At 44.3% G+C, this 20,895-nt stretch carries 26 protein-coding genes and 2 pseudogenes; 23 read left to right on the top strand and 5 right to left on the bottom strand.

Annotated elements, in window-relative coordinates; genetic code table 11:
* Nucleotides 1-6: 6 nt before the first annotated feature.
* Nucleotides 7-450: a hypothetical protein gene (locus tag BME93_00155; protein ID ATZ60613.2), complete on the top strand. Its 444-nt coding sequence runs from the start codon at nt 7-9 to the stop codon at nt 448-450.
* Between the two features lie 58 nt (nt 451-508).
* Here the strand turns inward: BME93_00155 and BME93_00160 are convergent, their stop codons facing one another.
* A complete protein-coding gene (locus tag BME93_00160) occupies nt 509-1,075 on the bottom strand; it encodes a CBS domain-containing protein (GenBank protein ATZ60614.2) in 567 nt (188 codons plus the stop codon).
* A 108-nt stretch (nt 1,076-1,183) separates the two neighbouring features.
* Between BME93_00160 and BME93_00165 the strand changes: the two genes are divergently transcribed.
* The 6 genes from BME93_00165 (at nt 1,184) to BME93_00190 (ending at nt 7,527) form a co-directional block, all read left to right on the top strand.
* On the top strand, nt 1,184-2,476 hold the full coding sequence (locus BME93_00165; protein ATZ60615.2) for an O-acetylhomoserine aminocarboxypropyltransferase/cysteine synthase: 1,293 nt from the start codon (nt 1,184-1,186) through the stop codon (nt 2,474-2,476).
* Between the two features lie 7 nt (nt 2,477-2,483).
* The gene (locus BME93_00170; GenBank protein ID ATZ60616.2) at nt 2,484-3,965 is read left to right on the top strand and encodes a homoserine O-acetyltransferase; all 1,482 of its coding nucleotides are present in this window, start codon (nt 2,484-2,486) and stop codon (nt 3,963-3,965) included.
* 35 nt (nt 3,966-4,000) lie between these two features.
* The gene (locus BME93_00175) at nt 4,001-4,780 is read left to right on the top strand and encodes a sulfide-dependent adenosine diphosphate thiazole synthase (protein ATZ60617.2); all 780 of its coding nucleotides are present in this window, start codon (nt 4,001-4,003) and stop codon (nt 4,778-4,780) included.
* On the top strand, nt 4,777-5,574 hold the full coding sequence (locus BME93_00180; protein ID ATZ60618.2) for a hypothetical protein: 798 nt from the start codon (nt 4,777-4,779) through the stop codon (nt 5,572-5,574). Before BME93_00175 ends, BME93_00180 begins: the two co-directional genes overlap by 4 nt.
* 140 nt (nt 5,575-5,714) lie before the next feature.
* Nucleotides 5,715-6,599, top strand: coding sequence for a hypothetical protein (locus BME93_00185; protein ID ATZ60619.2), 885 nt, complete (start codon nt 5,715-5,717; stop codon nt 6,597-6,599).
* Between the two features lie 4 nt (nt 6,600-6,603).
* Nucleotides 6,604-7,527 carry a site-specific DNA-methyltransferase gene (locus tag BME93_00190; protein ATZ60620.2) on the top strand — a complete coding sequence of 308 codons (924 nt, stop codon included), beginning with the start codon at nt 6,604-6,606 and terminating at the stop codon, nt 7,525-7,527.
* Between the two features lie 55 nt (nt 7,528-7,582).
* Here the strand turns inward: BME93_00190 and BME93_00195 are convergent, their stop codons facing one another.
* Nucleotides 7,583-8,209, bottom strand: coding sequence for a DUF115 domain-containing protein (locus BME93_00195; protein ID ATZ60621.2), 627 nt, complete (start codon nt 8,207-8,209; stop codon nt 7,583-7,585).
* A gap of 102 nt (nt 8,210-8,311) precedes the next feature.
* Between BME93_00195 and BME93_00200 the strand changes: the two genes are divergently transcribed.
* The 9 genes and pseudogenes from BME93_00200 to BME93_00240 all read left to right on the top strand — a co-directional run bounded on the left by BME93_00200 (nt 8,312) and on the right by BME93_00240 (nt 13,684).
* Nucleotides 8,312-9,046: an MBL fold metallo-hydrolase gene (locus BME93_00200; GenBank protein ATZ60622.2), complete on the top strand. Its 735-nt coding sequence runs from the start codon at nt 8,312-8,314 to the stop codon at nt 9,044-9,046.
* Between the two features lie 71 nt (nt 9,047-9,117).
* Nucleotides 9,118-10,338 carry a translation initiation factor IF-2 subunit gamma gene (locus BME93_00205; GenBank protein ID ATZ60623.2) on the top strand — a complete coding sequence of 407 codons (1,221 nt, stop codon included), beginning with the start codon at nt 9,118-9,120 and terminating at the stop codon, nt 10,336-10,338.
* A gap of 23 nt (nt 10,339-10,361) precedes the next feature.
* Nucleotides 10,362-10,760, top strand: a complete 399-nt coding sequence (locus BME93_00210; protein ATZ61693.2) for a DNA-binding protein — start codon at nt 10,362-10,364, stop codon at nt 10,758-10,760.
* Nucleotides 10,761-10,801: 41 nt separating this feature from the next.
* Nucleotides 10,802-11,377, top strand: coding sequence for a DNA-directed RNA polymerase (locus BME93_00215; protein ATZ61694.2), 576 nt, complete (start codon nt 10,802-10,804; stop codon nt 11,375-11,377).
* Entirely contained in the window at nt 11,374-11,559 is a 186-nt protein-coding gene (locus tag BME93_00220; protein ATZ60624.2) for a DNA-directed RNA polymerase, subunit E'', read from the top strand. The genes BME93_00215 and BME93_00220 overlap by 4 nt, the downstream gene beginning before the upstream one ends.
* Before the next feature lies 1 nt (nt 11,560).
* On the top strand, nt 11,561-12,103 hold the full coding sequence (locus tag BME93_00225; GenBank protein ID ATZ60625.2) for a DUF359 domain-containing protein: 543 nt from the start codon (nt 11,561-11,563) through the stop codon (nt 12,101-12,103).
* Nucleotides 12,085-12,375, top strand: a pseudogene (locus BME93_00230) (30S ribosomal protein S24e). Before BME93_00225 ends, BME93_00230 begins: the two are co-directional and overlap by 19 nt.
* Nucleotides 12,376-12,531: 156 nt before the next feature.
* A pseudogene (locus BME93_00235) lies at nt 12,532-12,675 on the top strand (30S ribosomal protein S27ae).
* Nucleotides 12,644-13,684, top strand: coding sequence for a bifunctional N(6)-L-threonylcarbamoyladenine synthase/serine/threonine protein kinase (locus BME93_00240; GenBank protein ATZ60628.2), 1,041 nt, complete (start codon nt 12,644-12,646; stop codon nt 13,682-13,684). The pseudogene BME93_00235 and the gene BME93_00240 overlap by 32 nt, the downstream one beginning before the upstream one ends.
* Nucleotides 13,685-14,081: 397 nt before the next feature.
* On the opposite strand, the gene BME93_00245 is transcribed toward BME93_00240, so the two are convergent.
* On the bottom strand, nt 14,082-14,666 hold the full coding sequence (locus BME93_00245; protein ATZ60629.1) for a hypothetical protein: 585 nt from the start codon (nt 14,664-14,666) through the stop codon (nt 14,082-14,084).
* Nucleotides 14,667-14,794: 128 nt separating this feature from the next.
* Here BME93_00245 and BME93_00250 point away from each other — a divergent pair, with 128 nt between their 5' ends.
* The 7 genes from BME93_00250 to BME93_00280 all read left to right on the top strand — a co-directional run bounded on the left by BME93_00250 (nt 14,795) and on the right by BME93_00280 (nt 19,922).
* Nucleotides 14,795-15,382 carry a Kae1-associated kinase Bud32 gene (locus BME93_00250; GenBank protein ID ATZ60630.1) on the top strand — a complete coding sequence of 196 codons (588 nt, stop codon included), beginning with the start codon at nt 14,795-14,797 and terminating at the stop codon, nt 15,380-15,382.
* Nucleotides 15,379-15,936, top strand: a complete 558-nt coding sequence (locus BME93_00255; GenBank protein ATZ61695.2) for an XTP/dITP diphosphatase — start codon at nt 15,379-15,381, stop codon at nt 15,934-15,936. Before BME93_00250 ends, BME93_00255 begins: the two co-directional genes overlap by 4 nt.
* 40 nt (nt 15,937-15,976) lie before the next feature.
* A complete protein-coding gene (locus BME93_00260) occupies nt 15,977-16,420 on the top strand; it encodes a 30S ribosomal protein S15 (protein ATZ60631.1) in 444 nt (147 codons plus the stop codon).
* Nucleotides 16,417-17,733, top strand: coding sequence for a DHH family phosphoesterase (locus tag BME93_00265; GenBank protein ATZ60632.1), 1,317 nt, complete (start codon nt 16,417-16,419; stop codon nt 17,731-17,733). Before BME93_00260 ends, BME93_00265 begins: the two co-directional genes overlap by 4 nt.
* Entirely contained in the window at nt 17,726-17,962 is a 237-nt protein-coding gene (locus BME93_00270) for a KEOPS complex subunit Pcc1 (GenBank protein ATZ61696.2), read from the top strand. Before BME93_00265 ends, BME93_00270 begins: the two co-directional genes overlap by 8 nt.
* A complete protein-coding gene (locus tag BME93_00275; protein ID ATZ61697.2) occupies nt 17,946-19,451 on the top strand; it encodes a serine--tRNA ligase in 1,506 nt (501 codons plus the stop codon). The genes BME93_00270 and BME93_00275 overlap by 17 nt, the downstream gene beginning before the upstream one ends.
* Before the next feature lie 111 nt (nt 19,452-19,562).
* The gene (locus BME93_00280) at nt 19,563-19,922 is read left to right on the top strand and encodes a hypothetical protein (GenBank protein ATZ60633.1); all 360 of its coding nucleotides are present in this window, start codon (nt 19,563-19,565) and stop codon (nt 19,920-19,922) included.
* 264 nt (nt 19,923-20,186) lie between these two features.
* Here BME93_00280 and BME93_00285 read toward each other — a convergent pair whose 3' ends face one another.
* The gene (locus BME93_00285) at nt 20,187-20,531 is read right to left on the bottom strand and encodes a DUF86 domain-containing protein (protein ATZ61698.2); all 345 of its coding nucleotides are present in this window, start codon (nt 20,529-20,531) and stop codon (nt 20,187-20,189) included.
* The gene (locus BME93_00290) at nt 20,521-20,829 is read right to left on the bottom strand and encodes a nucleotidyltransferase family protein (protein ID ATZ60634.1); all 309 of its coding nucleotides are present in this window, start codon (nt 20,827-20,829) and stop codon (nt 20,521-20,523) included. Before BME93_00290 ends, BME93_00285 begins: the two co-directional genes overlap by 11 nt.
* Nucleotides 20,830-20,895: the final 66 nt, after the last annotated feature.

Consider the following 20,895-nt stretch of genomic DNA (forward strand, 5'->3'; position numbering starts at 1 on the left):
GACACGATGAAACTATTGGCCGTCTGCAAAAGTGACAAAAAAGGAATCAGCAAGAAGAACGTTGAAGAATGTTTTATAGAAGAAAATTATGGGCTCGCTGGCGACGCGCATAGCGATTGCAACACACACCGACAGGTGAGTCTGTTGGCGATCGAGAGCATTGACAAGATGTGCAAGCTTGGATTGGACATTCATCCCGGGGATTTTGCAGAGAACCTCACGACCGAAGGGATTGATATCATATCCTTGCCCATAGGCACCCAAATATCCATAGGGAAAGACATCACCTTAGAGGTAACCCAAATCGGCAAAGACTGTCCTGCCCCCTGCGCTATCTATTATCAAGTAGGGAAATGTATAATGCCACAAGAAGGAGTGTTTGCCAAAGTAATCAGAAGCGGCCTGGCAAAGGTCGGAGACGAAATAAAGATCGTTGGTGAGTCAAAGTGAAGAAGATAATACCCGCTTCCTGCGTTCTACTTGGTGTGCCCTGATATGAAAAGCGTCCTTATACTCGAACGATCTTTAGCAAATCCGCTTTTGTTATTATGCCCGTCGTCACCCCTTTTTTTATCGTCAATACGGCCGGACTATATTGTAAAAGTGGCATCATCATCTCTACTGGCGCGTCTTCGCTTATCTGGGGTAGTCCCTCTTCCATCACCTTCTCCACGGGCATCTCTGATAGTTTTTTTAGGTCTTTCTTTTGCGCTATATAGTTGGTTATGATTTTTTCAGTAATGCTACCAACAGGCGTATTTTTATCGTATACTGGTAGCTGTGATATCTCATATTTTCGCATGAGTTCTATTGCCTCATGAACTGCGTCTTTTTTGTCCACACTGATGATATTTTTGTTGCTTATTTCCTTTGCCAATACCGTCCTTTTTTGTTTACTCATCACCCGTTCCAACGCTTCGAATATTCTCTTGACGTTTCTATATGCGGGTTCAATTTTTCCGCCCTCTACCTTTGCTATCAATGATTGGCTCACGCCTGCATACGATGCCAGTTGTTTTTGCGAAAGACCGAGACTTCTTCTCCTTTTTTGTATTTCCCCCAAATCCGGAAGCATAGTTGTTAGTATGCACGTCTAGTATATATTCTCTTTGGAATATTTTATGCAACAATCTATTTATATTGGAATAACAAAGTGATATCAAGATATTATGGAGGCACCAAAATGAAAGAATATAGATTAAACACGCTGGCATTACACGCTGGCCAGGAGACACCAGATCCGGCAACTAGGGCAAGGGCAGTACCTATTTACCAGACGACGTCCTATGTCTTCAAAGACACCGAGCATGCGGCAAATCTTTTTGCCCTCAAGGAATTCGGGAATATTTATACCAGGATAATGAACCCGACGAACGATGTTTTCGAGAGAAGGGTTGCTGCTCTTGAAGGAGGCTCAGGTGCGTTAGGTGTATCTTCGGGACAAGCGGCCCAGGCACTGGCCTTATTGGCTATTACGCAGGTGGGTGACGAGATTGTCTCGGCCAACAATCTCTATGGCGGGACATACCAGCAGTTTCATTATACCTTTCCTAAATTAGGCAGAAAGGTGATTTTTGTTGAGTCTACGAAACCGGAGGAATTTAAAAAGGCAATCACTGAAAAGACAAGAGCGATATATGCCGAGACGATAGGCAATCCCAAGCTGGATGTCCCGGATTTTGAGAGACTGGCTGAAATCGCTCATGAGGCGGGGATTCCATTTGTTGTGGATAACACCGTAGGCATCGGATTAGTCAGGCCTATAGATTATGGAGCAGATATAATTGTTAATTCTGCAACCAAGTTCATAGGTGGGCACGGGACATCTATCGGCGGTGTGATTGTAGATTCGGGTAAATTTAATTGGAGTAATGGCAAATTCCCAGAATTTACCGAGCCTGATCCTAGTTACCACGGACTAAAGTATTGGGATGTATTTGGTAATTTCCCAGGATTAGGCAACGTGGCTTTTATTATTAAGGTCAGGGTGCAATTACAACGTGATCTGGGAGCGGCTTTAAGTCCCTTTAATTCATTTCTCTTCCTTCAGGGATTAGAGACCCTGCCCTTAAGGGTAAAGAAACATTCGGAAAATGCTCTGGAAATCGCTAAATTTCTGAAGGGGCATCCTTTAGTCAATTGGGTTAACTATCCCGGGTTGCCAGAACACCCAAGCCACAAATTAGCGAAAAAATATCTTAAAGGCAGCTATGGAGCCATAGTTGGATTTGGGATTAAAGGGGAGTTGGAAGCAGGCAAGAAATTCATTAATTCAGTGAAACTTCTCTCCCACCTCGCTAATATAGGAGATGCGAAGAGTCTGGTTATTCATCCTGCATCAACCACTCATCAACAGCTAACCAGAGAGGAGCAAGAGGAGACGGGGGTAACCGAGGATTATATCCGCCTTTCTATTGGTTTAGAGGATGTGGAAGACATCATAGAGGACATCGATCAGGCGTTAGCTGGGGTGTAGAAAAAAGATGAAAAAGGAATCGGTTGGCATTGTGAAAACACAATACTATCATCTGCCGGATGATTTGGTTCTGGAGGGAGGGGGTACTCTCAGCCATGTGACGATAGCTTATGAGACATATGGTAAATTAAATAAAGACAAAAGTAATGTCATTCTCGTTTGTCACGCCCTGTCCGGGGATGCCCATGCAGCCGGCTGGCACAAAGGAGATAAAAAGCCTGGGTGGTGGGACATCGTGATTGGTCCTGGAAAGGCGTTTGACACGACGAAGTATTTTGTCGTCTGCTCCAATAGTATTGGTGGCTGTAAAGGGTCGACTGGGCCTTCTTCGATTAATCCAAAAACAGGCAGACCATATGGATTGGACTTTCCGATGATCACGATCTTGGACATGGTGAATGCCCAGAAAAAATTAATTGACCATTTGGGCGCCAAACAACTTTTCGCGGTTATAGGCGGATCGTCAGGGGGCATGCAGGTCTTGCAATGGTGTGTTTCATACCCGGAGATGGTCCGTCTGGCCATCCCAATCGCAACAGCGGCATGTTCTTCTCCACAACAGATAGCCTTCAATGAAGTTGGAAGAAGGGCAATCACCTCAGACCCAAATTGGAATAATGGCGATTATTATTCCAAATGTCCACCCACGAATGGCCTAGCTTTGGCACGAATGATCGGACATATAACATACCTTAGTGATGAGTCCATGTATCAAAAGTTTGGCAGAAAACTTCAAGATAAAGAGAAGTATGGCTTCGACTTCTCCACGGACTTTCAAGTGGAAAGTTATCTTCATCATCAAGGAGATACTTTCGTCAAGAGATTCGATGCCAATTCTTATTTGTATATAACAAAGGCAATAGACTACTTCGATTTGTCGCAGTTCGGAGAGAACGGTTCTTTGGCCGAAAGTTTTAAGAAGGTAAAATCCAAATTTTTGGTCGTTTCAATTACCTCTGATTGGCTCTATCCCCCATACCAATCAGAGGAAATCGTGATGGCTCTAAGCGCAAACGATATTGATGTAACCTATCATGAGATCACATCGAATTATGGTCACGACGCCTTTTTAGTGGAGGCGGGTCAGTTGAATTACGTCATCGCCAATTTTCTTTCACACCCATTGGTCAGGGATGTGATGACCCAAGATGTTGCCACAATACGAGAAGGTTCCAGTATTAAAAAGGCATCGGAGATAATGATAAAGAGGAAAATTACACATTTACCGGTGATATCCGAGGGAGGTCGACTGACAGGTATTGTAACTGCGTGGGATATATCCAAGGCAGTTGCATTAAAATACAGCCAATTGAATGAAATAATGACGAAAGATGTCATAACGTCTAAATTGGATGAGCCGATTGGAGTAGCAGCCAAAAAGATGGAGAGGCATAACATTTCAGCCTTACCGGTTGTCGATGGGCACCAAAAGGTCATTGGAATATTGACCAGCGATAGCATAAGTAAATTAATAGGACGACAGAGATAAGAGTATAAAGATATTCTAACGAAAAGGTGAAGCAGATGTTTGAGATTGTAGGAGAAAAGGATATAACAAGGGCAATTGTGAGGGGGTTTGCGAAAGACTTGCAGGATTATGCTGAGAGCGAGGTAATCATAGTTGGAGGCGGTCCATCCGGGTTGATGGCAGGCAAGGAGCTCGCAAATAAAGGAGTTAAAATACTCATAATTGAACGAAACAATTATCTCGGCGGTGGTTTTTGGATCGGCGGCTTTTTGATGAACAAGATCACCGTTAGGGCCCCTGCAGAAAAGGTTCTCGATGAATTAGGAATACCATACGAGGAGTTCAGCAAGGGACTTTATGTCACCAGCGGCCCTCACGCATGCTCAAAGCTCGTCGCTGCGGCATGTGATGCAGGGGTGAATATCCTGAACATGGTAAAATTCGATGACGTTGTATTCCATGAAGACAGGGTAAGCGGTGTGGTAGTGAACTGGACTCCTGTTTCTGCTTTGCCAAGGGAAATCACGTGTGTTGATCCGATTGCGCTCGAGTCAAGGATCGTAATCGATGCAACAGGGCACGATGCCTGCGTGGTTAAAAAATTGGAGGAACGGGGTTTGCTCAAAACCAGAGGATTTGGCGCCATGTGGGTTGAAAAATCAGAGGGCCTTATAGTCGAGCACACGGGCGAAGTCCATCCAGGATTAATAACTACGGGTATGGCAGTATCAACGACTTACGGGCTTCCTCGAATGGGGCCGACATTTGGAGCCATGCTACTTTCAGGAAAAAGAGCTGCTGAGATTGCTCATGAAAAACTCAGTAAGAGCAAATGAGAACCCATGTCCATCTTTATGATGACCCGTCGGCGAAAACCCTTCACATAGATGAGATAGCAAAGTATTTGAGGAAAAAGCTTCCTGGGCTAAAAATCGACAAGAGAGGTAAGTTTATAACCCACCATTTAAAAAATGATGTAAATGGTCTTGCTATGGAGTTGGCGAGGGCAAGGGTTAGAGAGTTGGACAGTCCAGATACGAGTTTTGAGCCATTATATGGTGAGGTTGAATATGAAAGGAGAGCTCTTAAAGACCCCTATTGTGAATCCGGTAGTGTCTTGTATGATGGGTTTAAATTACACTTGCTCATTCAAAAACTGGTACCCAAGCGGGAATTCGGCCACTTTCACATCTTATTTACAAACAGATTGTTTGGAACGTGGGATGAGAGCGACCATAGGTATCACGCTCGAGTGATCATCTGTGGCCATCCTTCCATCATCTCCACGACAGGTATCGTTGAGGCACCGGCGAAGCCCAAGGAATTCTACTATCTCAAGCGACAATACGCAATGCTCGGTATGCAAATTCCCTTAGAGGTATTGAAAGAGAAGGTCAAAGGCAGATTCATTGACTATGATGATGAAAGATTGACAGAGGTCATGAAAGGATACGCGATGCAGGCGATATCCTATCATCTTACACATGAGCCTTTTTGCGAGAAAAAATATTGCAGACTTTATAATGCACACTGGCAGGAAGAAGTTTTAGATGCGCAACTAAGCTCTCCTGAGTTTTGCGAGCGCCATGAAAAAATGCTGGAAGAGTTGAGAGGCAGTTATAATAAGTAATGAAAAACGAACTATTACTTTAAGCGTTGATAGCAAAACTTATGAAGATTATAAAAGAATATATTAGGATGTGGGTTGGCTATTATCAAAACAATTTGAGAATTTCGTGGTTGAGCAACTAAAAAAAGAAGGTAAGAAGAATGGCAGATAAAAAACTTTGGACAAAGTATCAGGAGATAGATTTTTTCACAAAATCATTAGAAGTTGCTTCGCCAGAACAATTGTTCTATACAACGGAAGATAAGAAATATTATGCTTATTGGCCAAAAAAATACAAAGGCGTTAAAACAACATTACAGAGTAGGAATGCGTTTATCGGAGCATACACAGAAAAATGGTCTCTTGAACTTCTAAAAGATATTGCCAGAGAATTAAATGTATATGCAGTAAGGAATGTTGTTTGTGAAGAATTAGAATTAACAAAAGGTTCTCCGGCGGATGTTGCGATATGTAAAACGGATTCTTTGATTCAAAAGCCAGAGGATATAATCGCCATATTTGAAGTTAAGATGTCTATTGTGTGGAATTGGGAACTCTTGAAAACTAATTCAGATTATTCTTTGAAATGTTTAGGAGATTACCAAACACATCAGGGAAATCCTGGATTGCTGAGATCAGATAGTATGCTTAAAGCAATAGGAAAAAGCATAAGTGTGAGAATTTCATCATTAAATTCTGCAAGAATCCCAATAATAATCTTGGGGAATACGCCTGTAACAAAAAGCTATTACACAAAGGTTGATAACCTAAAAAATTATGGAATAATACAAGGTTTCTGGTCATTGAATCCCTCTCCACTGGATAATAATGGAGAAAACATAAAATCTACAAAAATAGAGGGGTTTTTGAGATTTGATTCATTTTCTGAATTTAGAAATAATCTTTTGATTTTATTAAAAGAAGAGCAAATGTTCTTTGCGGGAATGAGGACTAAACATGAGTTAGGAAGATTTGTTGAAATTGCCAACAAAGAAGAAACTTATGAGAGAAAAGCCGAGAAGCTCTTGAGTTTAATGAGGGATTGAGAAAATGATAAGCAGACATAACGGAACAAAAACGAGCGCTTTTGGTTCACCAGGTAGAATGAACCATGATTCATCAAAATTTTATGGAAGTCGTTTATACGAAGGATTGCCGACAGAGAAACAAGTAAAATTAGTGGAAAATAAGATACCTGAAGAAAATATTAATAAAATATTTTGTAAATCCAGCGAAAAAATGAAAGAGTTACCCGACAACAGTGTTCATTTAATGATAACTTCGCCACCATACAATGTTGGAAAAGAATACGATGAAAATCTCTCTCTTCAGGAATATAGAAACTTTTTATCAAGAGTATGGAAAGAAGTCCACAGAGTTCTTGTTTCTGGTGGAAGAGTTTGTATTAATATCGCAAACTTGGGAAGAAAACCATACATTCCTCTCCATACATTTATAATAGCGGATATGCTAAAAATAGGTTTTTTGATGCGGGGTGAAATAATCTGGAACAAGGCGTCATCTGCAAGCCCATCAACAGCATGGGGTAGTTGGATGTCAGCAAAGAATCCCGTGTTAAGAGACATCCATGAGTATATCTTAGTTTTTTCTAAAGACACTTTCTCCAGAAAAAATCATAATAATGAAAAAGCAACTATGACAAGGGATGAATTTTTGGAACTAACAAAAAGCGTCTGGACTTTTGGAGCTGAATCTGCAAAAAAAGTAGGGCATCCTGCACCATTTCCTGTTGAATTGCCGTTAAGATGCATAAAACTCTATACCTTTGAAAATGATGTAGTGCTTGACCCATTTATTGGTAGCGGAACAGTTGCAGTAGCATCTTTAATGGAAAATCGTAAATTTGTTGGTTATGATGTAGAAGAAGAGTATGTAAAGATAGCTGAAAAACGGATTAAAGAAATCTTGGATAAACAAAAACAGAGGAAAATAACAGAGATAATAAACGAATAAAGGTGAGACGTCTTAGGTGGTAAGAAAAGGATAGTCAAAAGATTCTTAAAGCCCCCTAAAACTCACACATCTTGATCAATCTCTTTGCCCACTGGAGTTTCTTTCTCTTGACCTTGTCGACATCATCGTCCTCAAAGTCAAAACCGATGAGAGTGACGCCTTTGGCGCCAAAATGGTGCGCTAAAAACACACATCGGTCACCATCAGTGAATCCCCCGAAGTTATAGACATTCTTTATCGGCTTGGACTGTGTACTTCCAATGACATTGTTCAACCGTGGTACGTATTCTCTTATGGCAGGAATGTTATCGCCGTGCGCATGCACCATGATGAATGCGCCGAGCCGATCCGCGCTGATAATGTCATCAATCTCTCCATCCAGATCAGTCACAACTATATCGGGAAGGATGGCGCGGTCCAAAAGTACCGAAGTTGCACCATCTGCCGCCATGATCAGATGGTTGGATATGTCGATGTATTGAAGCTCTTCTCGGAGGGATGGCGCGTTTCCGCAGATGATGATGCGCTTCCCTTTGACCAAAGAGCCCAGCTTCTGAATAATAGGAACGCGATTCTCCAGTAATTTGGATAAAACCATGGCTGAGCGCTCGTCCTCCTTTCGGTCAAAGCCAAAGTCCCTTAGAATCTCCTGATAGATTGGTTCAAAGTCCTCTAAGTCCATTAGTGTCCAAATAATGCGCCAAGCGTAATAAAGGGAGCACAATGTTATTTATTTGGTATCACATCTTATATGAATAGCGATGAAAGGGTTACGAGTGATTAGATGAAGATAACGTTATTAGGAACTGGTGATGCCGTGGGCACCCCGACACTCGGATGCGATTGTTCGGCATGCATGGATGCCATCAATGGGGGGCGGAGCAAAAGATCCCGTTTTTCGATATTGATCGAAGGTGAAGGCACTGTGCTGATTGACACCAGCATAGATATGAGGCACCAGTTGCTCAAAGCAGGCGTCTCTCATATCGATGGCGTGATATGGACGCATTCCCACTACGACCACTACGCAGGATTTGGGGAGTTCTACAGAATACACAAAAAGGTCGATATATACGGGATAAAAGAAACACTGGACCAGATACTCACGACCTTCAATTTTATGTGCTATCAGCGGCACGACGTAACATTGTACGAACCATTTTCATTGATCGGTTTGGAGTTCATGCTCTTTAAAGTGTCACATCCGCCATTGGATAATGCGATAGGGGTTAGAGTACGGGATGATGATAAAACGCTTGTGATTACGGGTGATACATCAAAAAACATTCCAGAGGAAAGCCTGAAGATTATGTCCAACGCAGATTTATTGATCGCTGATGCACTCGCCCCCACCTTCGTACTCAGAAAGCACATGAACGCCGTTCAGGCGATCGCACTGGGCAGGGAACTGAATGCCAGTCGCGTTGTTTTAACTCATCTGAGCCACTCCTTTGGACAACACGATATTGCAGCTAAGAAATGGCCGCTGGGATACGATGGAATGAGTTTTGAATTATAGCCCACACGCAAGTTATTATATGTGATGAATGAGAAGATATGTCATCACGACAAAATGGAGGAGCCAGGACTTTGAAACAACCCTGTATCAACATCGGTATGGTCGGTCACGTGGACCATGGTAAAACCACGTTGGTAAGCGCCCTATCCGGCGTCTGGACCGATCGACATAGCGAAGAGATTAAAAGGGGAATTTCCATACGCCTGGGTTACGCGGATGCCACCTTTCGAAAGTGTCCGAAATGCCCTGAACCGGATTGTTATTCGGTTAAAGACAAGTGTCCACATTGTGGAGCGGATACGGAAGAGTGCAGAGCGATTTCATTTGTAGATGCTCCAGGGCATGAGACGTTGATGGCCACGATGCTTTCAGGTGCTGCGATCATGGACGGCGCGATGCTCGTAATTGCGGCAACCGAGCCCTGTCCACAGCCCCAGACCAAGGAGCATTTGATGGCACTGGATATAATTGGCATCGAAAATATCGTAATTGTTCAGAATAAGATAGACCTCGTCTCAAAAGAGGAAGCTATTGAACATTATCAACAGATCAAAGACTTCGTGCGAGGCACAATTGCGGAAAAAGCTCCGATTATACCGATATCCGCACAGCAAAATATAAACATCGATTTATTGATTGACACAATCGAGAAAACGATTCCCACTCCAGATCGCGATATGGATGAGCGCATGCAAATGTTCATCGCCCGTTCATTTGATGTCAACAGACCTGGCACTTCACCTGACCGAATTGTCGGCGGCGTCGTCGGTGGAACCTTGAGCCAGGGGCGATTAAAACTCGGCGATGAATTTGAGATTCGACCAGGCAGAAAGGTCGAGTTCGAGGGCAAGACGAAGTGGATACCGATCACCACCAAGGTCACGAAGATAATAAAGGGTGGGCAGAATTTAGAAGAGGGTACGCCAGGAGGGTTATTGAGCATTGGGACTACTCTGGACCCGGCGATGACCAAAAGTGATGCGCTGGTGGGACAGGTGGCAAGCCATCCAGATTCGCTCCCGCCCGTATGGGATTCCTTTACTATGAAGGTACGGCTACTGGAACGGGTGGTCGGCTCTACCGACGAACTGAAGGTCGAGCCGATTAGAGCGAACGAGCCACTGATGCTCAGTGTTGGAACTGCCACAACCGTTGGCGTTGTATCCAGTGCCAGGAAAGATGAAGTCGAAGTCAAACTGAAGCGCCCTGTCTGCGCATATGCTGGATCGAAGGTCGCAGTCAGCAGGAGGATCGGTGCCAGGTGGCGTCTTATTGGTGTGGGGGTGTTATAACGTCAAAGACGTTATCAACTCCTGTGAGATCCTTGGTCGCACGCGATATTAAACAGAGAAGTGTAATCATAGATACCAATGCGCTGATGATTCCATGTCAATTTGGTGTCGATGTGTTTTCTGAATTGAAGGAGATGGGTTATAATAAATTCCTGGTGCCAGAAGAGGTCGTCAAAGAATTGAATAAACTGTACGTCCATGCAAAAGGAAAAGATAAAACTGCCGCATCGATTGCCCTGTCGCTACTGGATAGATGCGATATCGTCGAGGCAGAGGGTAACCCCGACGATGTTATCATTAAAATAGCAGAAGAACGAGGTGCTGCAGTCGTCACGAATGACATCGAGTTAAAAAGACGATTAAAAGAGAAAAAGATAACCACTGTATATCTACGGCAAAAGAAACGACTAATTGTAGGTTAAAAATAAATACCTGTATTGCAATAATTGGAGGATTTATAAATATGTATAGAAAAATGAGGCTTGTCGATGTCGTACGCATTCCGCCAGAAAAACTGGGAGACGAAGTCAAAGGGGCCGTAGCAGAAGCACTGGAAGATAAATTAGAGGGGAGAATAGACAAAACGCTTGGTGCCATCGTTGCTATCACCAGGGTCGTCGATGTCGGAGACGGAAGAATCTTAGTGGGTGATGGAGCAGTATATTATAAAACCACGTTTGATGCAATAGTGTACAAACCCGAGATGCAAGAAATAATCGAGGGAAAAATAGTAGAGATCGTCGAGTTCGGAGCATTTGTCAGCATGGGTCCTGTCGATGGCTTGCTCCATGTCAGCCAGATAGCCGATGATTATTTTTCGTATGATGAGAAAAATGCACGTCTGGTCGGCAAGGAAGGTGCCAATACACTTGCTGAAGGGGACGACGTCAGAACCAGAATCGTGGCAGTAAGCCTGAACGAAGTGGAGCCGAAGGAGAGCAAGATCGGGCTGACCATGAGACAGACTGCACTTGGCAAGTTCGAGTGGCTCGAAGACGCACGTAAAAAAGAAGAGGCTAAAAAGGAGAAGGAAAAATGACTGAAATTGCCTGTAGAGAGTGCCATAATATCATAGAGGGGCAAACATGTCCCAAATGTGGCTCGAATTCGACAAGCAAGGATTGGACAGGATTCGTCATCATAATAGACCCAAAAAAATCAGAGATTGCGAAGAAAATGAACATCGACCTGACTGGGAAATATGCGATAAAGGTGCGATAGCATGACGTTGAGACTGCCAGATGAACTAAGAATTGAACTAAAAAAGCCATTTGGCACCCTTTATAAAGGGAGAGGGCTGGAGTGCATAGAATCAATCAAACATGATTTCAGAAATACCACGAAAATGATTTCCGTTGGCGACCTTGCCACATTTTATCTGATCAAATCCGGGACCATCCCCGACATAGGCGTCGTCGATGGCATGATCATGCGAAAACCTGCACCTGAAGAGGTGATCCAGGGCACAATGGCTCCAGAATTTAGAAATGTGTCCATCGATAATCCTGCTGGCAAGATTACCGAAGAACTCATCCTCGCCCTGCGAGAATCGCTGGAGAATGACAAACCGACACGAATATTTGTGAATGGAGAGGAGGACCTGGCTACTTTGCCAGCGGTCATCTTGTCCCCCATCTCATCTGTCGTCATATACGGACAGCCCGATATGGGAGTGGTAGCAGTATCCGTTACTGGTACCAAGAAAGAAGAGGCGAGAGCACTGCTTCGTCGAATGGAGGGAAACACATGGAAATCACGATTGTAGAGGATAAAAAGAATCCGTTATTGAAAAGACGAGAGATAAAATTCAAGATAAATCATGACACTGAAACCCCTAAGAGAAATGATGTGAAGACTAAATTGGCTGCTATGCTGAATGCAAAACAAGAATTAGTTGTCATCGAACGAATGAAAAGCGAATTTGGTAAAAGAGAGACGCTGGGCTATGTGAAGATATACGCATCTGGAGAACATCTCAAAAGGATAGAGCGCCCTCATATCGTCGAGCGGAACGCCCCCAAAGTAGTAGAAGAAGCCGTTAAAGAAGAGAGTAAGAAGGCACCAGAAGAAATAAAGGCAGAAGAGGAGAAAGTCGAAGGCAAAGCTGAGGAAGTTAAAGAAGGGGCGAAACCAAAGAAGGTCAAGGAAGTTGCCAAAAAACCAAAAAAGGATACTCAAGGAGAAAGGTAAAACATGATCAGCAAATTATACGACATCACAGGTGATGCATTAAAACGGAAAAGGCAGTCCTGCCCACGTTGCGGCGACGGTGTTTTTCTAGCCAAGCACAGCGATCGTCTTTCATGTGGCAGGTGTAGTTATACTCAGTTCTTCAAATCTCAAAAACCTGAAGATAGTTCCAATGAAGTCTCAGAAGGATAAATCGATTTTAGGAATTGAAGGAACGGCTTGGAACCTAAGTGCCGCTATCATCAATGAGGCAGGTGTCATAGCAGAAGCTGAATCATCTTACCAGCCATTGAAGGGAGGGTTACACCCCCGAATGGCTGCCCAACACCATGCAGCTAAAATTGAAGATGTAATAAGTTATGTTTTGGATAAACATGGCACCGACATATCTGCCGTCGCTTTTTCCCAGGGTCCTGGATTTGGTCCCTGTTTGAGAGTCGTTGCCACTGCTGCCAGAGCGCTCTCTTTGACATTCAACATACCTTTAATTGGAGTGAATCACTGCATAGCACATATCGAGATCGGTCGGTGGCTTTGTGGTGTTGATAGTCCTGTCGTGTTGTACGTGAGCGGTGCCAATTCCCAGGTGCTCTCATATAGGGATGGCAGGTACAGGATATTCGGCGAAACGCTGGATATTGGAATCGGCAATGCACTTGACAAGCTCGGGCGGCACGCAGGTCTCCAGCATCCTGGAGGTCCGAAGATCGAGCAGATGGCTAAAAATGCGAAGAAGTACATTCCTTTACCATATGTGGTCAAGGGAATGGATTTTTCATTTTCCGGGCTGACTACGGCGGCGAAGGATGCCTTGGCGCACGCATCCCTAGAAGACGTGTGCTATTCTTTTCAGGAGACCGCATTTGCGATGCTCGCAGAGGTATCCGAGCGGGCGCTGGCGCACATTGGAAAGGATGAATTATTATTAACAGGCGGAGTGGGTGCAAATCAGCGACTGTGCGAGATGTTGAACACGATGTGCCAGGACAGAGGTGCGAGATTCTTTGCCCCAGACAAGAAATTCATGAAGGACAACGGTGCCATGATTGCCTATACCGGACTGCTAATGTTGAACAACGGAGCGACCATCTCGATCGAGGATTCTGCGGTGCGCCCGAACTACCGGCCGGATGATGTTGAGGTTACGTGGATATAGTGCATGTTATATGAATCAAGCCGAAGGCAATTTGGGCGAGCACAGCGAACCGTATATTCTCCTGTTATCCGACCCGAAGGGCTAGGCACGAAGCGCCGCAGAGTTCCGAACTCCACCATTCTATTTATTAATCTGCTTCTCAGCGAAATCGCCTACTATGGGTAACTTAAATCTTTCACCCTTGAATGCCTTATACATCAACAGAAGCTGTTAGCCAACCCAAAACATAGCAGAGCAGGCCTTCAATGTTTTCATCTATACCCAGAGCTGTTTTGTTATTCCCCATGATTTGTTGCCTCCTTTCTTTTTAAATAGTTCACGTTCGACTTAAATTTTTCGAACTTCTCACCAAACCAGCCCCATTTTGTAATCTCCTTTTTGTAGAGAGAAAGGAGTTTTATCTTCTGAAGAGTTGGATTCCTCTCCCCAGTAAGATTCCCCCGCCCCAGATTATGAGGAAGGCTCCACCGACTTTCGCACCCATGACGATGAAGGGCTCAAGCATGGCACCCATCGTGGACATTATAACCTGTCCGACGACGTCCTCAATCGCACCTCCAAGTGCACCCCCTGACCCAACAGTGGGTGTAGAAAGGCTTGGAGGGTTGTTGTAGATTTCCATCACCAGTTGAAATCCCTGATATATGAAGAAGATTCCGAGCGCCATGATGGCTCCACCTATCCCCTTGTCTAATAGGATCTCCTTGGTCGCAAACGGATGCGTTGTTATCTCTGGTTTTTCCAGTTCATAGCTCAGGATGGTCTCTAGTCCACTCGTAGTTAGCGCATAACGTTCACCAGACTCTGTGATGAAGTTCCTGGTGGTGGCGCTTGCGATGAAGTCGTCGATTTGCTCTCTGGTGGCGCCTATGCCAAAGGATTTGTAGATTTTATTTTTTGTATTAGCGCTCGCTCTTATTGCTTTTAAGACCATCAGCTCGCCGGGACTGGGCTCTTCTACGTTTTCTGATAACCAGCCCATTTTGTAATCTCCTTTTTATAGAGAAAAGGGATGTACACTCTATAAAAACTTTCGCACTGTCGCAGATACATTTTATTGTGCACCACTCTAGTGTATATGTGTTTAATGACATTGTTTAGAGGCATCACATGAATCTAAAGACGAGCGGCGCCGAGGCAATCATCGAACTGCGTGACGGGTACGTGGTAAAACAGCGAATACTCAAGCGCTATAGGGTCGGAGAAGTGGATGAACGGCTTCGACGAGAGCGCACGAAGTCCGAGGCTAAACTGATCTCCGAGGCTCGCAGGTGCGGCGTGCCCACGCCCATCATCCATGATGTCACCGATTATGATATTGTGATGGAACATATAGAGGGACCACAGCTGAAACACGTGCTCGATGTTGAGTTGAGCGAGAAGGTTGGCGAGCTTGTAGGAAGGCTTCATACCTCAGGCATCGTTCACGGCGATTTGACCACGTCAAATATGATTATTTCAACATGTCGCATATATCTGATAGACTTCGGACTGGCGTACTTTGACCGAAGTATAGAAGCACAGGGTGTAGATGTTCATGTGTTGTTTCAGACATTTGAAGGTACGCATAAAGGGCATGATGATTTGATAAAGGCGTTCTCAAGAGGATATCGAAGGGCATTCAGTGGTGCGGACGCGGTTCTGCAGAGAGTAAAAGAGATTGAGAGCAGAGGAAGATATAGGACTGAACGACTGTGAAAACCATACATTTTGTTACCGGCAACGCTGGAAAAATGCAAGAGGCGAAGAAGCTGTGCGAAGAAGCTGGCATCCAGGTCAAGCAGGCCGAATATCCCTATCCAGAACTTCAATGTGAAGATATAGAAGAGATTGCAAGATATGGCGCTCGAGACGCTGCCAACCATCTGGGCAAACGAGTTATCGTGGAGGATGCCGGGCTATTTATTTCTGCACTAAATGGATTTCCAGGCCCCTATTCATCGTATGTGTTTAGAACATTAGGGAATGAAGGAATATTAAAACTGATGGCGGGCATAAAAGCTCGCAAAGCGTGCTTCAAGTCCGCCGTTGGATATTGTGAGCCAAATAGAGAGACGGTCACGTTTACTGGGGTCGTCGAGGGCGAGATCGCGCGGGAAATTAAAGGAGAACGTGGCTTTGGGTATGATTCAATATTCATCCACGATGGCAAGACGTTCGGTGAACTTACCATCGAGGAGAAGAACGAAGTATCGCATAGATGTAAGGCGCTGAAGACGTTCATAGAATGGTTCAATACAAAAGATATTTAACGGTGGCAGTGGCTATATCCCCAAGATATGGAGGAGTCACATGGTCAATGTTCAAACCAATAAAAAGAGGAAAACACGACAACCATCTGCACCAGAATGGGTGGATATGAGTGCTAAAGATACTGAAAAAGTCATCGTCAAATTACGGGAGCAAGATAAGTCATCCAGCGAGATTGGAATCATATTGCGAGATAAGTATGGAATTCCCAATGCCAAACTGGTGACCGGTAAGAAAATCACACAAACCCTCGATGAAAACAAGATGGCTTCCAAGATGCCAGAGGACGTTCAAAACTTGATTCAGAAAGCGGTTGGACTTAAGAAGTATCTCGATCAAAACCCAAAGGATTTGCACAATAAGAGGGCACTTCAAATTACCGAATCCAAGATCAGACGACTCGTCAAGTATTACAAAGGAGAAAGAGTGCTCCCAGAAGACTGGATTTACGATCTACAAACTGCCGAGATGCTGATTTCGAGATGAGTATGATCGAGAAACTGGATGAAGTAGCGGAATCTGCGGCCCAATTGCTTGTAGATTGTGACCACGTGAGGGTTATATCACACCAGGATGCAGATGGAATAACCTCCGGAGGAATTATCTGCAACGCATTGTATCGGTGCGACATTCCATTTCATGCCAGCATACTAAGTCGTCTGGATGAAAAGGTTATAAAGGGCATAAAAGGACCTGTCGTATTTTGCGATATGGGCAGCGGACAGCCCGAATTGATATCTCAGATCGATGGGAAGATTTGCGTTATAGACCATCACAAGCCGACTGTCACTGATACCGAATACCTACATGTAAATCCACATCTGGTCGGCATCGATGGGGCATTTGATATTTCAGCGTCAGGAACTGCTTACGCTGTTGCCATGCATCTTGGAAATAATGTCGATCTCGCCGGACTCGCCATTGCTGGCGCATTGGGCGATCAGCAGGAGATGGTCGGAGCAAATAAGGACATTTTAGAAGAGGCGGTCGAGCACGGCATCATCACCATTAACCGCGGTTTGAGAATCGGAGAGGGAGACATCTCGAAGCTGTTAGAGCATTCTACTGACCCATATCTGGACATTAGCGGCGATGTCAAGACACTATTGGATCAATTAGGGATTCATGGAAGGGTAGAAGACCTAAACGAGGATGAACTGCGACGTCTATCGTCTGTATTAATTTTGAATATACTGAAATCCCAAAAGGGTCTCGAGCGTTGTAACTCCGTTGAAGTGAGCGAATCGCTAATCGGCGAACGGTACAAATTGAACCATGAGGTCGTATCGGATGCGCTTCATCTAAGCAATATAGTCAACGCCGCTGGCAAGGTGGGGGAGACGGCCCTGGCATTATCTTTGTGCCTGAGAGATAAAAGTGTACTCGACAGAGCAGAACAGCTCCATCTGGAGTATCAGAAAAAAGTCATATCAGAACTAAAACGGATCGAGCAGGAGATTAAAGATGCGGACTGCATTCGATATGTCCACTCCGGCGATAAGGAGGTCATAGGAGCACTGGGGAGCACGATCATTCGATATGTGGCGCCAGATAAGCCAATACTTGTACTCATTAAAGAGGGTGAGAGAATAAAAATCTCTGCACGTGGGACAAAAAAACTCGTCGAGGAGGGATTGGACTTGTCGGTAGCGATGCGCGAAGGAGCGGCACAGGTCGGGGGAGATGGAGGAGGACACAGCATTGCATCTGGCGGAGCCATTCCTGCCGATGCGGAATCGAAATTTATCGAAATCGTAGACGGCATCATAATGAAGCAATTACGTGGTGAAAATGAATAAATACAGGTGCATGGGCAGAATTATAACGACACATAAAAAGCCATATGTCATCGCAGATGCCATTAAGCCAGATAACACCAGAAACATGAGCACTGCGTGTGGAAACGAGAGCATAACCACTGAGTTTATGCTTGAGGAGATAGGAACCCTGATAGCGACAGTTGACGATTACCTGTTAAATCTCAAGATTGCAGAGGAGATGGCGGGAAAAGATGCAGAAAGAGAGTGAATTCAGTTTTCATATAATCGGGCGCTTTAAATCGAGCGGTAGCATCACGGAGATGAAAGAAGAGATTGCATCGGTGATCAAAGAAGCAAACATAGAGCTTTTAAAGAGGGGCGCTCCGAAAGGATGCGGTGCCGAGATAGTCAAATGGGATATTGATGATGATGCGCTAACAGTTGATATCAAATCCGATCGACATGTGAGAGCCCACGATGCACTGTTGCGACTGCGCAAGCCATTGACAAACGCGCTGGGCAAGCACCGTATCGGAATCAGGAGCGTCGAGATTGAAAAATTTACCATTCAGGTGCCAACGGAAAGACCATTCAAGGAATTTAAGATACCATTTGTCGAGCGTATGCAGTATAAAGATGGAAAAATCTCAATTACCCTCAAGGTGACGGAATCGCATATAGAAGATAAGATACCGGACCGCATTATTACGTTGATCCAGGAAAAGATATCAGCACAACGTTACGGCGGAAAAAGTGAACACTGGAAACTGTTGTGGTCATCAATGGAGAAAACTCCAAAGTTCACCGGCGACCCGACACAGGAGCTGATAAATCGCAAATGGATACGCCACTTTGCCAAGGGACAGTGGATTTACGGACCGCAAATTACAAAGGTCTTCCGCGCATTCGAATATATCATTGAAAGAGAAATTCTGAATCCGCTTGGATATCAGGAGATGATACTCCCCAAGGTGGAGACGTGGGACGTGTGGAAGAGATCTGGCCATGCCAAAACGATTTACCCGGAGACGTATTATATCTGCCCGCCAAAGACGCGCGACCCGGAATACTGGGAAGAAGTCATGGATTATTATAAAGTCACAAACGAAATTCCACTTGATATGATACGGGAAAAGATAGGCGCCCCCATAGGTGGGCTGTGTTATGCGCAGTGTCCGCCTGCGTGGATGTTTTTCAAGGGGGGTACCATCGCAGATGATGAGTTTCCAATACGGCTCTTTGATCGATCTGGGACGTCTCATAGGTATGAAAGCGGCGGCACACACGGCATCGAGCGCTTAGACGAATTTCACAGAATTGAGGTTGTGTGGATGGGTTCATCAGAGCAGGTTATAGAGGAGGGTAATAAACTGCACGATGCATATGCACAGATATTCAATGACATATTGGACCTGCAGTGGAGAATGGCAGAGGTCACCCCGTGGTTCATGGCGCATGAAGGTCTGGCTGGCAAGGCCGAAAATGAAGGAGTGGGGACAACGGATTATGAAGCATATCTGCCATACAAAAAAGGATGGCTCGAATTCCAGAATGTCAGCATCAATGGTGATAAGTATCCAAAGGGATTCAACGTGAAGTCGCAAAGCAGAGGAGAATTCTGGTCAGGGTGCTCAGGGATAGGATTGGAAAGGTGGGGCGCTGCTTTTTTCGCCCAAAAAGGGCTTGACCCTGATGATTGGCCCAATAAGTTCAGAAAGATTGTGGGCGAGCTGCCAGATGTCTTTAAGTTTCTCTGAGATGGGTTTTGATGGCAAGAAAGTTTAAATAGTTGAAAAGTAAATCGGTATACCCGAGGGGAAGGGATACACAAAGAAAGTTTAAATAGTTGAAAAGTAATTCCACTTAAAATGTTAAAATCAGACCTTAGTGAATTCGGAAAGATAGAAAAAATACTTACAATAAAGCTTGAAAGTATGGATGCAAGACTTTCCGAAAGGCTTGAAAATATTGAAAACGTGCTTTTAAGAAGGTCTGAAATTGCAGAAAGGCTTGAAAGGATTGAAAGGATTGAAAGGCTCGAAGCAAGGCTTTCAGAAAAGTCTGAAATTTTAAAAAGGATTGAAGGGATCGAAGCAAGGCTTTCAGAAAAGTCTGAAGTTTCTAAATTTTCAGTTTTAGGAATGACTGGAGAGGACGAAGCAAGGCTTTCAGAAAATTCTGAACAAACTATGGTTAAATTCAATACCATAAAGGGTTCGAAAGGTTGATATTCTTCGGTTTCGATTAAATAGACCAAAACAGCCAACTTTTAACGTCACCAGCGAGCTTTAGAAAGAATATATTGAGGCATGTTGGTGCCAAGACTGGATAAGTAGTAGGGAGACTGTCAACTTAACACCCCTAGATAGTGGTGAAGCAATTGTGTATAACGTTCTCGGGCTATAGCGGAGCCAGATACGCTGTGTTATCTGCTGTTACGCCCCTCTTGAATGTCAAGGACTTTGTGCTCATCGTTTCATGAGAGAACATCTTCACAGACATCCCTCGTGCTCAATGACCTTTTCGAGTTCAGCGTTTAGAGAAGGAATATCTTCTTTAACGGTCTTCCAGACAATATCTAAGTTTATGTCATAGTAGCCGTGGATAAGCCGGTTACGCATCCCGACAATGCCACTCCAGGGAATTTGAGGATATGTCTCTCTGAACTCTGAAGATACACCGACTGTAGCCTCACCAATAATCTCCAATAGATGGACAAGCGAGAGGCACAACATCCTATCAATATCCAGATCAAGCCGTGTTTTATCAGCAGAAAACACCAATACTTCACGGGTTGCATCCAGCATATGATGAACATGAACCAAATCAGCTTTCAATGTACACCGCCTCCGCCTCCGCTAACACATCATCACGAAAGTACCTACTCAAGTCATTGGGAGTTCTCAAATCGACCTTCCGTCCACCGAACATAGAAGAAAGTTCTTCTTCCATCTCAATCAAATCAAAAAAACCCGGCACACAGCCAATTTCAAATTCAACAAGCACATCAATATCACTATTCCGCGAAAAATCATTACGCAAAATAGAGCCAAACAAAGACAAACTTCGGATATGATTCCGCTTACAAAACTCAACAATCTTCCGCTTCGATGCCTTAAGACCAAACTTCTTCATCAAACCACCCTTCTATCCTCAAGATATTATCTTTTAATATCATAAGACCTATCAACTAGTGATTAG

It is taken from the genome of Methanosarcinales archaeon Met12 (assembly GCA_002813105.2).
Classification (GTDB): Archaea; Halobacteriota; UBA148; order UBA148; family JAJOKI01; genus JAJOKI01.

Excerpts from the sequence above, each read along its gene's own strand:
- BME93_00200 (ATZ60622.2), top strand. The coding sequence starts at position 8,312 with ATGAAGATAACGTTATTAGGAACTGGTGATGCCGTGGGCACCCCGACA.
- BME93_00270 (ATZ61696.2), top strand. The coding sequence starts at position 17,726 with ATGAATAAATACAGGTGCATGGGCAGAATTATAACGACACATAAAAAG.
- BME93_00155 (ATZ60613.2), top strand. The coding sequence starts at position 7 with ATGAAACTATTGGCCGTCTGCAAAAGTGACAAAAAAGGAATCAGCAAG.
- BME93_00265 (ATZ60632.1), top strand. The coding sequence starts at position 16,417 with ATGAGTATGATCGAGAAACTGGATGAAGTAGCGGAATCTGCGGCCCAA.
- BME93_00165 (ATZ60615.2), top strand. The coding sequence starts at position 1,184 with ATGAAAGAATATAGATTAAACACGCTGGCATTACACGCTGGCCAGGAG.
- BME93_00215 (ATZ61694.2), top strand. The coding sequence starts at position 10,802 with ATGTATAGAAAAATGAGGCTTGTCGATGTCGTACGCATTCCGCCAGAA.
- BME93_00220 (ATZ60624.2), top strand. The coding sequence starts at position 11,374 with ATGACTGAAATTGCCTGTAGAGAGTGCCATAATATCATAGAGGGGCAA.
- BME93_00245 (ATZ60629.1), bottom strand. The coding sequence starts at position 14,666 with ATGGGCTGGTTATCAGAAAACGTAGAAGAGCCCAGTCCCGGCGAGCTG.
- BME93_00280 (ATZ60633.1), top strand. The coding sequence starts at position 19,563 with ATGTTAAAATCAGACCTTAGTGAATTCGGAAAGATAGAAAAAATACTT.
- BME93_00225 (ATZ60625.2), top strand. The coding sequence starts at position 11,561 with ATGACGTTGAGACTGCCAGATGAACTAAGAATTGAACTAAAAAAGCCA.
- BME93_00190 (ATZ60620.2), top strand. The coding sequence starts at position 6,604 with ATGATAAGCAGACATAACGGAACAAAAACGAGCGCTTTTGGTTCACCA.
- BME93_00260 (ATZ60631.1), top strand. The coding sequence starts at position 15,977 with ATGGTCAATGTTCAAACCAATAAAAAGAGGAAAACACGACAACCATCT.
- BME93_00175 (ATZ60617.2), top strand. The coding sequence starts at position 4,001 with ATGTTTGAGATTGTAGGAGAAAAGGATATAACAAGGGCAATTGTGAGG.
- BME93_00180 (ATZ60618.2), top strand. The coding sequence starts at position 4,777 with ATGAGAACCCATGTCCATCTTTATGATGACCCGTCGGCGAAAACCCTT.
- BME93_00160 (ATZ60614.2), bottom strand. The coding sequence starts at position 1,075 with ATGCTTCCGGATTTGGGGGAAATACAAAAAAGGAGAAGAAGTCTCGGT.
- BME93_00170 (ATZ60616.2), top strand. The coding sequence starts at position 2,484 with ATGAAAAAGGAATCGGTTGGCATTGTGAAAACACAATACTATCATCTG.
- BME93_00185 (ATZ60619.2), top strand. The coding sequence starts at position 5,715 with ATGGCAGATAAAAAACTTTGGACAAAGTATCAGGAGATAGATTTTTTC.
- BME93_00290 (ATZ60634.1), bottom strand. The coding sequence starts at position 20,829 with ATGAAGAAGTTTGGTCTTAAGGCATCGAAGCGGAAGATTGTTGAGTTT.
- BME93_00195 (ATZ60621.2), bottom strand. The coding sequence starts at position 8,209 with ATGGACTTAGAGGACTTTGAACCAATCTATCAGGAGATTCTAAGGGAC.
- BME93_00250 (ATZ60630.1), top strand. The coding sequence starts at position 14,795 with ATGAATCTAAAGACGAGCGGCGCCGAGGCAATCATCGAACTGCGTGAC.
- BME93_00275 (ATZ61697.2), top strand. The coding sequence starts at position 17,946 with ATGCAGAAAGAGAGTGAATTCAGTTTTCATATAATCGGGCGCTTTAAA.